This is a genomic window from Pseudomonas sp. LBUM1672, from assembly GCF_059695655.1.
This window is the reverse complement of record NZ_CP166781.1, coordinates 925,774-939,822: the sequence shown is the minus strand read 5'-3', so window position 1 is coordinate 939,822 and position 14,049 is coordinate 925,774. Positions and strand designations below refer to the sequence as shown.

Sequence of the window (14,049 nt, the reverse complement as noted above, 5' to 3'; positions counted from 1 at the left end):
AGACCGGAGGGCAGTGTCCCCGGATGGATACCGGAGCGAAGGTACGCCGAGCCTTAGCGAGGGGCCGGACGTTTGGGGCGAGCCTTTTTGGGTACTTTTTTGGCGTTTGAAAAAAGTGCCTCGCCGTAAGGGCGAAACCGCCAGCCGCCGTTACCGCAGGAATGGATATGTACACCTGAGAGAAACAGGTCGGCTACCAGGCCGCCTTCGCGAGCAAGCCCGCTCCCACAATGGGACAGGGTACACCTGACAGTAATGAGTCGACTTCAGGCTCCCTTCCGGACCACTGCGCATCCGTCAACAATGCTCATTTACAAGACGTTCAACACTTTGAAAAAGCCAAAAGCGCTACCGCACCCAGCAAACGGTTGCACCCTCGGGTACTACCACCACGCACGGGCGGCACCCACCCAATCCCGAATCCAAAGCATCCCCCCAGATGTCCACGGACAAACAGTAACGAAACAATCTGCCTCCACAGACACAACAACCCTTTAAACAACAATCACCTACCCACCAAAGCGGAACTCAATCTCATTCACGCCCGCACGCCCCTCAATGAGGGGTATAAATAAGTAACACCGCGCTCCAATCGGGTGCGCATGACGTCCAAATCGCCCCGCGCAGGTGCGCCCTATGCACCGAAAAAACCCTACGCAAACGGTCAAATGCGCATGAATTTATACATATGCGACATTAAGGTACGTTCGTGCCACCGTTTAACGCTTGTGGTCGCTCAGGATCTTGCAATGGGTATGGCCCCTGCATAAGTATCCGCAGGCACGACTCACGAGGTCGTCCTCTAATTCCAAAAATGACAACAAATCATGAGGCCAACATGCTTAAACACGCGGTCATTCCGTTTTTAGTCGGCGCAGGCTTGTTAGCCTCCGCACCTTTCGCCCAAGCGGCGACTAACCTGGTGTTTTGCTCCGAAGGGAGCCCGGCCGGTTTCGATCCTGGTCAGTACACCACCGGAACCGACTTCGACGCCTCTGCAGAAACCATGTTCAACCGCCTGACCCAGTTCGAGCGCGGCGGCACCGCCGTGATTCCTGGTCTGGCGACCAAGTGGGACATCTCCGATGATGGCCTGACTTACACCTTCCACCTGCGTGAAGGCGTCAAATTCCACACCACGCCGTACTTCAAGCCGACTCGTGAGTTCAACGCCGACGACGTGCTGTTCACCTTTAATCGCATGATTAACAAGGATGATCCGTTCCGTAAGGCGTACCCGACCGAATTCCCGTACTTCACCGACATGGCGATGGACACCAACATCACCAAGATCGATAAAGTCGACGACCACACCGTCAAGTTCACCCTCAAAGAAGTTGATGCCGCGTTCATCCAGAACATGGCCATGAGCTTCGCGTCGGTGCAGTCCGCCGAGTACGCGGCCCAGCTGCTGAAAGAAGGCAAAGCCGCCGACATCAACCAGAAGCCGGTCGGCACTGGCCCGTTCGTGTTCAAGAGCTACCAGAAAGATTCCAACATCCGCTACACCGGGAACAAGGACTACTGGAAGCCTGAAGATGTCAAGATCGACAACCTGATCTTCGCAATCACCACCGACCCGTCGGTGCGTATTCAGAAGCTGAAAAAGAACGAGTGCCAAGTCACTCTGTTCCCGCGCCCGGCCGACCTGGCAGCGCTCAAGGCCGACAAAACCCTGAAGATGCCTGATCAGGCTGGTTTCAACCTGGGCTACATCGCCTACAACGTGATGGACAAGGTCAAGGGCAGCAACGAGCCAAACCCGCTGGCCAACCTTAAAGTCCGTCAAGCACTGGACATGGCCGTCAACAAGCCAGAGATCATCAAGTCGGTGTACCAGGGCGCTGGCCAACTGGCCGTCAACGCAATGCCGCCAACCCAGTGGTCTTACGACACCACGATCAAGGATGCGCCGTTCAACCCTGAGAAAGCCAAGGAGCTGCTCAAGGAAGCCGGCGTCAAGGAAGGTACCGAGATCGTCCTGTGGGCGATGCCGGTACAGCGTCCGTACAACCCGAACGCCAAACTGATGGCTGAGATGCTGCAGTCCGACTGGAAGAAGATCGGCCTGAACGTCAAGATCACCAGCTACGAATGGGGCGAGTACATCAAGCGCTCCAAGGGTGGTGAAAACCAGGCGATGATCATTGGCTGGAGCGGTGACAATGGTGATCCGGACAACTGGCTCAACGTCCTGTTCGGCTGCGACTCGCTGAGCGGCAACAACTTCTCCAAGTGGTGCGACAAGAAGTTCGACGGTCTCGTCAAAGAAGCCAAGCGCACAACCGACCAGGGCAAGCGCACCGAACTGTACCAACAGGCGCAACACGTCCTCAAAGACGCTGTTCCAATGACACCTATCGCTCACTCGACGGTGTTCCAACCCATGCGCGACAACGTGCAGGACTTCAAGATCAGCCCGTTTGGCTTGAACTCCTTCTACGGCGTCAGCGTCAGCAAATAAGGTTTTGCAACGGCGACGTGTTTAACGTCGCCGTTGCTTTATCTGCCGAGAAAGTAGGAAACCGCCTACATCCAATTCCGTCGCGGATGACCGCCGGGGCGTCGGATGCGTTGCCTTTTCCCACAAGTCTTTCGGACTCTACGCATTTACTGCCAGACCCACGGCTCATACCGTCGGGATCTGACCAGTGCATGCGTGGGCTCTCGGTTTTGCTGCACGTCATGGTTTGAACTCAGTGATGCCTCCACGTCCGCGGACGGGACGGCGGCTCATTGAACACACTTAGAGAACAAGAAAAGGGAGCGTCATGCGCCATACCTTGGTTTTATCCGCATTGCTGGGCACCGGCCTGTTGGCCGCCACTTCCATCAGCCAGGCCGCCAACAACAGCCTGGTGTTCTGCTCCGAGGGCAGCCCCGCTGGCTTCGACACTGCGCAGTACACGACATCGACCGACAACGATGCCGCCGAGCCGTTGTACAACCGATTGGCAGAGTTTGAAAAAGGCGCGACCAACGTCGTACCGGGCCTGGCAACAAGCTGGGATATTTCCGAGGACGGCCTCAAGTACACCTTTCACCTGCGCGAAGGGGTGAAATTTCACACGACCAAATACTTCACGCCGACCCGTGATTTCAACGCCGATGACGTGCTGTTCACGTTCAATCGCATGCTCGATCCGCAGCAACCTTTCCGTAAGGCTTATCCGACCGAGTTCCCGTATTTCAACGGGATGAGCCTGAACAAGAACATCGCCAAGGTAGAAAAGACCGGGCCGCTGACCGTGGTCATGACGCTCAACAGCGTCGACGCCGCGTTCATCCAGAACATCGCCATGAGCTTCGCCGCCATCCTGTCCGCCGAATACGCCGACAAGTTGCTGGCAGAAGGCAAGCCGAGCGACATCAACCAGAAGCCGATCGGCACTGGCCCGTTCGCGTTCAAGAGCTATCAGAAAGACTCCAACATCCGTTACACCGGCAACAAGCAGTACTGGGACCCGAGCCGGGTCAAGCTCGACAACCTGATCTTCTCGATCAACACCGACGCTTCGGTGCGCGTTCAGAAACTCAAGGCCAATGAGTGCCAGATCACCTTGAGCCCGCGCCCCGCCGACGTACCCGCGTTGAAGAACGATCCGGCACTCAAGCTCATTGAGAAACCGGGTTTCAACCTTGGCTACATCGCCTACAACGTTCGGCACAAACCGTTCGACCAGCTCGAAGTGCGTCAGGCTCTGGACATGGCGGTGAACAAGCAAGGCATTCTCAACGCCGTTTACCAAGGCGCCGGTCAGCTGGCGGTCAACGCCATGCCGCCGACCCAGTGGTCTTACGACGACACCATCAAAGACGTCGCCTACAACCCGGAAAAAGCCAAGGAATTGCTCAAGGCTGCCGGCGTGAAAGAAGGCACCGAAATCACCTTGTGGGCGATGCCCGTGCAGCGCCCTTACAACCCGAACGCCAAGTTGATGGCCGAGATGCTCCAGGCTGACTGGGCAAAAATCGGCCTCAAAGTGAAGATCGTCAGTTATGAATGGGGCGAGTACATCAAGCGCACCAAGAATGGCGAGCACGACGTCAGCCTGATTGGCTGGACCGGGGACAATGGGGATCCGGACAACTGGCTCGGCACGCTTTACAGCTGCGACGCCATTGGTGGCAACAACTACTCCATGTGGTGCGATCCGGCTTACGACAAGTTCATCAAGCAGGCCAAGGTCGTCACCGACCGCGACCAGCGCACCGTGCTCTACAAACAGGCGCAGCACTACCTCAAGCAACAAGTGCCGATCACGCCTATCGCCCATTCGACGGTTAACCAGCCGTTGAGCGCCAAAATCGAAGGATTCAAGGTGAGTCCATTCGGTCGCAACGTGTTCTCGGGCGTCAGTATCGACCAATAACCGATTAGCCAGAACGCTGGGGGCGCATTGCGCCCTCACGCAAGCGTATTGCCTTAATTCGCCGATAAGGCCTACAGCAAACGTTTGCGAAGCCTTGTATGAGTTCTAAACCAAATAGCCGGATCACCAAAAAAGACCGGCATTAAAAAAAGAAAGTAAGGAGCTTCACCCATGAAACTGAGCAGCACCGCGTTATTGGCCCTGGCCATCAGCAGCGTAACCGCCACGGCATACGCAGAAACCCAAAGCCAGGCTTTCACCCCGGTTACCGTGAAAGAGAAAAGCGCCCAAAGCGAAGCCACCGGCTTTGTTGAAGGCCAATCGATCACCGGTTCCACGCGTAACTGGTATGCGAATGAGTCGTTCAAGCGGGGCGCGACGCTCAACTATCGTAAAAATGGTGAGACTCGTACGACTGACCGTCGCATCAACTGGGTTCAAGGCACGATCATCAAGTACAACTCGGGCTTCACCGAGGGCACTGTCGGTTTCAGCACCGAAGTGGCGGCATACAATGCCATTGCTCTGGACCGCGATCGCAAAGACCTCGCATCCGGTAACGGTGGTGCTCCCGAGCCAGGTCGGGGCGGCCGTGGCAACAACCGTACGCTGACCGAAAGTGGCGGTGACGCTGTTGATCAGTGGAGCAAACTGGGCCTGGCCAACGTCAAGGCACGTTTCTCCAACACCACACTGACTGCCGGTCGCCAGAACTTCAGCAGCCCGCAAGTGGATGTCATCGGTAACCGTCCACTGCCTTCGAGCTTCGAGGGTGTCAGTCTGCACAGCGAAGAGTTGGAAAACCTGACTTTCGACATCGCCACCTTTGACCGTAACTCACCGCGTACCGAACAGAGCCAGCGCAAGTTCCGTTCCGAATACGGCGACGGTACCGCTGAAGCCGATCACGTCAATACCGCCGGTATCACTTACACGCCGTTCGCCAGCCTGACCACCAGCCTGTGGGGCACCCAGGCCGAAGACCTGTGGAACCAGTACTACTTCGGCGCCACCCACGTTCTGGGTGACAGCTCGGTCCTGAGCCTGACCACCGGCCTGAACTACTACAAAACCGTCGACGAAGGCAAAAAGCTGCTGGGCGAAATCGACAACGACACCTACTCCCTGTCGTTGGGCCTGACTCACCAGGCCCACAGCCTGACCTTCTCCTACCAGGAAGTGAACGGTAACGAGTACTTCGACTACCTGCACGAAACCAACGGCATCTACCTGGCCAACTCCCTGCTGTCGGACTTCAACGGCCCGAACGAAAAATCGTTCCAGATCGCCTACGGTCTGAACATGGCTGAATACGGCATTCCAGGTCTGAAGTTCAACATCTACCAAGCTCGTGGCTGGGGCATCGACGGTACTCACTATGCCGGCGGCGGTTACGACGGCGTGCAGGCGATGGACGGCGAAAACCACTATGAGTACGGCATCGGTACTTCGTACGCCGTACAAAGTGGCCCGCTCAAGGCCACCGCTATCCGCGCGACCTACACCGCTCACCGCGCCAGCGATAACCAGGCGGATGGCAGCCTCAACGAGTTCCGTCTCGTGACCACCATCCCGTTCAACATTCTGTAACACACCTGCCGAACGGCTGATTCAGTGACGAATCGGCCGTTCGGCTTTTGTCCTTTAACCGATTGCAGAGGGTTCTTGATGAAAATGCTTCCCCTACGTGCGGCCATTGCAGCCGCGTTGCTCAGTGTCGCTGTTGGCGTCTCGGCCAAACCCTTGGTGGTCTGCACCGAAGCCAGTCCGGAAGGCTTCGATATGGTCCAGTACACGACTGCAGTCACAGCCGATGCGGTGGCCGAAACCATCTTCAATCGTCTGGCGGACTTCAAGCCCGGCACCACTGAAGTGATTCCGGCACTGGCCGACTCCTGGGACATCAGCGAAGACGGTCTGACCTACACGTTCCACCTGCGCAAAGGCGTCAAGTTCCACACCACCGAATACTTCAAACCGACGCGCGACATGAACGCCGACGACGTGGTCTGGAGTTTCCAGCGTCAGCTGGACCCGAACCACCCATGGCACAAACTGTCGAGCGTGGGCTTCCCGTACTTTGAAAGCATGGGTTTCAAGGAACTGCTGAAAAGCGTCGAGAAAGTTGACGACAACACCGTCAAATTCACCCTGACCCGCCGCGAAGCGCCGTTCCTGGCCGACATCGCCATGGCCTTCTCCTCGATCTACTCCGCCGAGTATGCCGATCAGCTGCTCAAGGCCAACAAGACCGGCGATCTGAACAACAAGCCAGTCGGTACCGGCCCGTTCATCTTCCAGCGTTACAACAAGGATGCCCAGGTCCGTTTCAAGGCCAACCCGGACTACTTCCGCGGCAAGGCGCCGGCTGACGCGTTGATCCTGGCCATCGCCACCGACAACAACGTGCGCCTGCAGAAGCTCAAAGCCAACGAATGCCAGATCGCGCTCTACCCGAAACCGGATGACATTCCGAGCATCAAGAAAGACGACAAGCTGAAGGTCGATGAGCTGAACGCGATGACCGTTTCGTACATCGCCATGAACACTACGCACAAATACATGAGTGATGTGCGTGTGCGTAAAGCCATCGACATCGCCTTCGACAAGGCCGCTTATGTCAATGCGCTGTTCGGCAAAGGCAATGCGACGGTGGCGGTCAACCCGTTCCCGGACACGCTGCTGGGCTACAACCACGACCTGAAGAACCCGCCTCGTGACCTGGACAAAGCCCGCGCCTTGCTCAAGGAAGCCGGCGTACCGGAAGGCACCACTTTCACCCTGTTCACTCGCAACGGTGGCGGTCCGACCAACCCGAACCCGATGCTCGGCGCACAGATGATGCAGGCGGATCTGGCCAAGGTCGGGATCAAGATCGACATCCGCGTAATGGAATGGGGCGAAATGCTCAAACGCGCGAAAAACGGCGAGCACGATATGGTTTCCGCCGGATGGGCGGGCGATAACGGCGACCCGGATAACTTCCTGACGCCTATGCTCAGTTGCGAAGCCGCGAAGAACGGCGAAAACTATGCGCGCTGGTGCAATGACAAGTTCCAGACGCTGATCGACCAGGCTCGGGAAAAAACCGATCCGGCCGAGCGGGCAGCGCTGTACGAACAGGCTCAGGTTATTTTTAACCAAGACCAGCCATGGATCAGCATGGCGCACACTAGAATGTTCACCGCAATGCGCAACAACGTAGAGGGCTACCACATTAGCCCCCTCACCACTAATAACTTCGCCACCACCCAGGTGAAGTAGATAAGAAACTACCGGCATTCCTGACCCAGGAATGCCGGGCACGCCTAACCGGCTGATGAGGTACACCACAAGATGTTTAGTTTTATTGCCCGCCGATTGGGGTTATTGATCCCCACATTCTTCGGCATCACCTTGCTGACTTTCGCGTTGATTCGCATGATTCCGGGCGACCCCGTGGAAGTAATGATGGGCGAACGTCGGGTCGACCCCGAAATGCACGCTCAGGCAATGGAACGCCTAGGTCTGAACAAACCCCTGTATGCCCAATACCTGGATTACATCGGCAAGTTGGCCCACGGCGACCTTGGTGAATCCCTGCGTACCCGTGAAAGCGTATGGACCGAGTTCACCTCCCTCTTCCCGGCGACCCTGGAACTGTCCATGGCCGCCCTGTTGTTCGCCGGCATCCTGGGCCTGTTGGCCGGGGTGATCGCGGCACTCAAGCGAGGATCCTTGTTCGACCACGGGGTGATGGGCATCTCCCTGGCGGGATATTCGATGCCGATCTTCTGGTGGGGCCTGATCCTGATCATGTTCTTCTCGGTATCCCTGGGCTGGACCCCGGTGTCCGGGCGGATCGACCTGCTTTACGACATCGAGCCGCGGACCGGCTTCATGCTCATCGACACGCTGCTGGCCGATGACGTCGGTGCGTTCTTCGATGCCCTGCATCACCTGATCCTGCCGGCCATCGTGCTCGGCACCATCCCGCTGGCCGTTATTGCGCGGATGACCCGTTCTTCGATGCTCGAAGTGCTGCGCGAAGACTACATCCGTACCGCCCGCGCCAAAGGCCTGTCGCCGTCGCGCGTGGTGTTCGTGCACGGTTTGCGCAACGCGCTGATTCCGGTACTGACTGTGGTTGGCCTGCAAGTCGGCACATTGCTGGCCGGTGCGGTCCTGACCGAAACCATCTTCTCCTGGCCCGGCATCGGCAAATGGCTGATCGAAGCCATTGGCGCACGGGACTATCCCGTGGTGCAGAACGGCATCCTGTTAATCGCCTGCCTGGTGATTCTGGTCAACTTCGTGGTGGACATCCTCTACGGCTTTGCCAACCCACGCATTCGTCACCAGCGCTGAGATCATCATGACCATGACCACTCCAGCTTCAACTACAAATCAAGCGGTAACAGTCGATCAAAGCCTGCTGTACCCGTCCCCTTACAAAGAATTCTGGCAAGCGTTTTCCAAGAACAAAGGCGCCGTTGCCGGCCTGATGTTCATGCTGCTGGTGATTTTCTGCGCAATTTTCGCGCCGTGGGTTGCCCCGCATAACCCGAGCGAACAATACCGTGACTTCCTGCTGACCCCGCCGTCCTGGCTGGAAGGCGGGCAGATCCAGTTCCTGCTCGGCACCGATGAACTGGGTCGCGACCTGCTGTCGCGACTGATCAACGGTTCGCGCCTGTCCCTGCTGATCGGCTTGTCGTCGGTGGTGATGTCGCTGATTCCGGGCATCCTTTTGGGTCTGTTCGCCGGCTTCTTCCCGAAACTGCTCGGCCCGACCATCATGCGTCTGATGGACATCATGCTGGCCCTGCCGTCGCTGCTGCTGGCCGTGGCGATTGTCGCCATCCTCGGCCCTGGCCTGATCAACACCATCATTGCCATCGCCGTGGTTTCGTTGCCGTCCTATGTTCGTCTGACCCGCGCCGCGGTAATGGGCGAATTGAACCGCGACTACGTGACCGCCGCGCGCCTGGCTGGTGCCGGTCTGCCACGCCTGATGTTCGTCACCGTGCTGCCCAACTGCATGGCGCCGCTGATCGTTCAGGCCACCCTGAGCTTCTCCTCGGCGATCCTCGATGCCGCGGCACTGGGCTTCCTCGGCCTTGGCGTACAACCGCCAACCCCTGAGTGGGGCACCATGCTGGCTTCGGCTCGCGACTACATCGAACGCGCCTGGTGGGTCGTCAGTCTGCCTGGTTTGACCATTTTGCTCAGCGTGCTGGCAATCAACTTGATGGGCGACGGCCTGCGCGATGCGCTGGACCCGAAACTCAAGAACGCCGCCTGAGGAGATTCAAATGTCACTGTTAGAAATCAAGAATCTCAACGTTCGCTTCGGCGACAAGAACGCCGTTCCGGTGGTCGACGGTCTCGACATTACCGTGGACAAGGGCGAAGTGCTGGCCATCGTTGGCGAGTCGGGTTCCGGTAAATCCGTGACCATGATGGCGCTGATGGGCCTGATCGAGCATCCAGGGATCGTCACCGCCGACGCGCTGAATTTCGACGGCAAGAACATGCTCAAGCTCAGCAACCGTCAACGTCGGCAAATCGTCGGCAAAGACCTGGCCATGGTCTTCCAGGACCCGATGACCGCGCTGAACCCGAGCTACACCGTTGGCTTCCAGATCGAAGAAGTGCTGCGCTTGCACCTGAAAATGTCCGGCAAGCAAGCCCGCGCACGCGCCATCGAACTGCTGGAAAAAGTTGAAATCCCGGGCGCCGCCAGTCGTATGGACGCTTACCCGCATCAACTCTCTGGCGGTATGAGCCAGCGTGTTGCAATCGCCATGGCGATTGCCGGCGAACCGAAACTGCTGATCGCCGACGAGCCGACCACCGCACTGGACGTAACGATTCAGGCGCAGATCATGGACCTGCTGCTGGCGTTGCAGAAAGAGCAGAACATGGGCCTGGTGCTGATCACTCACGACCTCGCAGTCGTGGCCGAAACCGCTCAGCGCGTGTGCGTGATGTACGCCGGCCAAGCGGTAGAAGTGGGTCAAGTGCCACAGCTGTTCGACATTCCGGCACACCCTTACAGCGAAGCGCTGCTCAAGGCGATTCCGGAACACAGCCTGGGCGCCACACGCCTGGCCACGCTGCCGGGCATCGTTCCCGGTCGTTACGACCGCCCGCAGGGTTGCCTGCTGTCGCCGCGCTGCCCGTATGTGCAAGAGAATTGCCGTGCCCAGCGTCCGGCCCTCGATCCGAAAAGCAACAGCCTTGCCCGCTGCTTCTACCCGCTGAATCAGGAGGTGGCGTAATGGCCGTCGTACTTACCGCCCGCGACCTGACCCGTCACTACGAAGTGTCCCGCGGCCTGTTCAAGGGTCATGCGACCGTGCGCGCCCTCAACGGTGTGTCATTCGAACTGGAAGCCGGCAAGACCCTCGCCGTCGTAGGCGAATCGGGCTGCGGAAAATCCACTCTGGCCCGTGCCCTGACGCTGATCGAAGATCCATCCTCCGGTTCCTTGAAAATCGCCGGGCAAGAAGTCGCCGGAGCGGACAAGGCTCAGCGCAAGCAACTGCGCAAAGACGTGCAGATGGTGTTCCAGAGCCCGTACGCGTCGTTGAACCCACGGCAGAAAGTCGGTGATCAACTGGCCGAGCCATTGCTGATCAACACCAGCCTGAGCGCGGCCGAACGTCGCGAGAAAGTTCAGGCAATGATGAAACAGGTAGGCTTGCGTCCTGAGCACTATCAGCGTTATCCGCACATGTTCTCCGGCGGTCAGCGCCAGCGGATCGCCCTCGCCCGCGCGATGATGCTGCAACCGAAAGTCCTGGTCGCGGACGAACCGACTTCGGCGCTGGACGTGTCGATTCAAGCCCAGGTGCTGAACCTGTTCATGGATTTGCAGCAAGAGTTCAACACCGCCTACGTGTTCATCTCGCATAACCTGGCCGTGGTGCAACACGTTGCCGATGACGTGATGGTGATGTACCTCGGCCGCCCGGTGGAAATGGGCCCGAAGAACGACATCTACGAACGTCCTTTGCACCCCTACACCCAGGCGCTGCTGTCGGCTACCCCGACCATTCACCCGGACCCGAACAAGCCGAAAATCAAGATCGTCGGCGAGTTGCCCAATCCGTTGAACCCGCCGTCGGGATGCGCTTTCCACAAGCGCTGCCCGTACGCGACCGAGCGTTGCAGCACTGAAGAGCCGGCCCTGCGCCTGCTCGACAGCCGCCAAGTGGCGTGCCACTACGCCGAGCAGTTCCTCGACGGCGCCGCGTAAAAATGTGGGAGCGGGCTTGCTCGCGAAGAGGGTGTGTCAGTCACCATTTATGTGAATGACACACCGCTTTCGCGAGCAAGTCGAATCGTCGCACCGCCGCTCCCATAGGGATATCTGAGCTGTTCAATAACCTCTTCTGCCCCGGCTGCGCATCAGTCCGGGGGAGAAGGGGTTTTCTTTTGCCTGTTCCTTAAGCCCCTTCATCTTCATCGGTATCGGCATCCGGATCCTCGGTGGTCGAGTCGTCATCGTCCGCGCTGCCGCCCTGCCCCTGGTCGCCTGGCTCCGACTCGGACGCGGCGATCATCAGCCCGGTGTGCGTCACCTGCCCGCTCGACGCTTGTTCATCATGATCCGGACACTCAGCCCACGCTGCCGACGACAGGCCTACGGACAGCATTACGAAAACCTTCAGCAACAACACAATGCGTTGAAAAATACTCATGGCCGATTCCATCCTTTTGCAGGTGAAACGTGAAAGCCCGACGGCACTGATAGACAACCGGTTCCGATGGGGCGGGTTCTCCAGATAGGACCCTGACGATGCGCGGGAAATGCCATGAGTGGGGAGACTGGTTTGGAATAATGTATATAACCAAACCCATCAACAACACTGATCCCTGTGGGAGCCAGCCTGCTGGCGATGGCAGTCTTTCATTCAATGAATGTGTTGAATGTCACTCCGCTATCGCCAGCAGGCTGGCTCCCACAGGGAGTTGGGTCGGGCATGAAAAAGCCCCGGTGCTTTCGCGACCGGGGCTTTTGATTTTGCAACTCAACGCTTAGTGATGCTCACGCGTCGCACGGAATTTCACGTCCGGCCAGCGTTCTTCCATCAGCGCCAGGTTGACCCGTGTCGGGGCCAGGTAGGTCAGGTGACCACCGCCGTCGACCGCCAGGTTTTCCACGGCCTTGACCCGAAACTCCTCGAGCTTCTTCTTATCGTCGCAATCGATCCAGCGCGCGGAATACACGGTGATCGGCTCGTAGGAGCACTCGACCTTGTATTCCTCTTTCAAGCGGCTGGCGACCACATCGAACTGCAGCACACCAACGGCGCCGAGGATGATGTCGTTGCTGCGCTCAGGGAAGAACACCTGGGTCGCGCCCTCTTCCGCCAACTGCTGCAAGCCTTGGCGCAGTTGCTTGGATTTCAGCGGATCACGCAGACGCACGCGGCGGAACAGTTCCGGGGCGAAGTGCGGAATACCGGTGAAGCCCAGGACTTCGCCTTCGGTGAACGTGTCGCCGATCTGGATGGTGCCGTGGTTGTGCAGGCCGATGATGTCGCCGGCAAACGCTTCTTCCAGTTGCTCACGCTCGGAGGAGAAAAACGTCAGGGCATCGCCGATCCGTACGTCCTTGCCGGTGCGCACATGGCGCATCTTCATGCCTTTTTCGTATTTGCCGGAGCAGATACGCATGAAGGCGATGCGGTCGCGGTGTTTCGGGTCCATGTTCGCCTGGATCTTGAACACGAAGCCTGCAAACTTTTCTTCGACCGGCTCAACGGTGCGCTCGTTGGCGACACGGGCCAGCGGTTTCGGCGCCCAGTTGACCACGGCGTCGAGCACGTGATCGACACCAAAGTTGCCCAATGCAGTACCGAAGAACACCGGGGTCAGTTGGCCGTCGAGGAATTCCTGTTGATTGAATTCGTGACAGGCGCCCTGCACCAGTTCCAGCTGATCGACGAAGCGATCGTACTCGTCGCCCAAGTGCGCGCGAGCTTCATCGGAATCGAGCTTCTCGATGATTTTGACATCGGTGCGCTCGTGGCCGTGGCCCGCGGTGTACACGATGATGTAGTCGTCGGCGAGGTGATAAACGCCTTTGAAATCGCGGTAGCAGCCGATCGGCCAGGTGATCGGCGCTGCCTTGATTTTCAGGACGGCTTCGATTTCGTCGAGCAGTTCGATCGGGTCGCGGATGTCGCGGTCGAGTTTGTTGATGAAGCTGACGATCGGCGTATCACGCAGACGGCAGACGTCCATCAGCGCGATGGTCCGTGGCTCTACACCCTTACCGCCGTCGAGGACCATCAATGCCGAGTCCACTGCCGTCAGGGTACGGTAGGTATCTTCGGAGAAGTCTTCGTGGCCCGGGGTGTCGAGCAGGTTGATCATGTGATCGCGATACGGGAACTGCATGACCGACGTGGTAATCGAGATACCACGCTGCTTTTCCATTTCCATCCAGTCGGAGGTGGCATGGCGGTCGGACTTGCGGGATTTCACCGTGCCCGCAATCGCAATCGCCTTGCCCATCAGCAAGAGCTTCTCGGTGATGGTGGTTTTACCGGCATCGGGGTGGGAAATAATGGCGAAAGTGCGGCGTTTCGCGACTTCGGCGGCCTGTTTGGTCATGGGAAATCGCCTGGCAGGTGATTCAAAAAAGGGCGGCGAGTATAGCGCAAACCGAGTCTTACGGACC

At 58.2% G+C, this 14,049-nt stretch carries 10 protein-coding genes; 8 read left to right on the top strand and 2 right to left on the bottom strand.

Annotated features, from left to right (window positions below; all coding sequences use genetic code 11):
• The first annotated feature begins 838 nt into the window (after positions 1–838).
• From ACA053_RS04090 to ACA053_RS04055, 8 genes are all read left to right on the top strand, one after another.
• Complete coding sequence (locus ACA053_RS04090) at positions 839–2,464, top strand: ABC transporter substrate-binding protein (RefSeq protein WP_497315571.1); 1,626 nt, start codon at positions 839–841, stop codon at positions 2,462–2,464.
• Between the two features lie 307 nt (positions 2,465–2,771).
• The gene (locus ACA053_RS04085; protein WP_497315569.1) at positions 2,772–4,373 is read left to right on the top strand and encodes an ABC transporter substrate-binding protein; all 1,602 of its coding nucleotides are present in this window, start codon (positions 2,772–2,774) and stop codon (positions 4,371–4,373) included.
• 171 nt (positions 4,374–4,544) lie between these two features.
• Positions 4,545–5,963: an OprD family porin gene (locus ACA053_RS04080; protein ID WP_109627941.1), complete on the top strand. Its 1,419-nt coding sequence runs from the start codon at positions 4,545–4,547 to the stop codon at positions 5,961–5,963.
• A gap of 78 nt (positions 5,964–6,041) precedes the next feature.
• Entirely contained in the window at positions 6,042–7,637 is a 1,596-nt protein-coding gene (locus ACA053_RS04075) for an ABC transporter substrate-binding protein (RefSeq protein ID WP_497394607.1), read from the top strand.
• 72 nt (positions 7,638–7,709) lie between these two features.
• On the top strand, positions 7,710–8,720 hold the full coding sequence (locus tag ACA053_RS04070) for an ABC transporter permease subunit (RefSeq protein WP_075947650.1): 1,011 nt from the start codon (positions 7,710–7,712) through the stop codon (positions 8,718–8,720).
• Positions 8,721–8,727: 7 nt separating this feature from the next.
• A complete protein-coding gene (locus ACA053_RS04065) occupies positions 8,728–9,657 on the top strand; it encodes an ABC transporter permease subunit (protein WP_371922044.1) in 930 nt (309 codons plus the stop codon).
• 10 nt (positions 9,658–9,667) lie between these two features.
• Entirely contained in the window at positions 9,668–10,636 is a 969-nt protein-coding gene (locus ACA053_RS04060) for an ABC transporter ATP-binding protein (protein ID WP_109627939.1), read from the top strand.
• Complete coding sequence (locus ACA053_RS04055; RefSeq protein ID WP_497394606.1) at positions 10,636–11,616, top strand: peptide ABC transporter ATP-binding protein; 981 nt, start codon at positions 10,636–10,638, stop codon at positions 11,614–11,616. Before ACA053_RS04060 ends, ACA053_RS04055 begins: the two co-directional genes overlap by 1 nt.
• A gap of 190 nt (positions 11,617–11,806) precedes the next feature.
• On the opposite strand, the gene ACA053_RS04050 is transcribed toward ACA053_RS04055, so the two are convergent.
• Positions 11,807–12,061 carry a hypothetical protein gene (locus tag ACA053_RS04050; RefSeq protein WP_109627937.1) on the bottom strand — a complete coding sequence of 85 codons (255 nt, stop codon included), beginning with the start codon at positions 12,059–12,061 and terminating at the stop codon, positions 11,807–11,809.
• 337 nt (positions 12,062–12,398) lie between these two features.
• Entirely contained in the window at positions 12,399–13,982 is a 1,584-nt protein-coding gene (locus ACA053_RS04045) for a peptide chain release factor 3 (protein ID WP_007942808.1), read from the bottom strand.
• Positions 13,983–14,049: the final 67 nt, after the last annotated feature.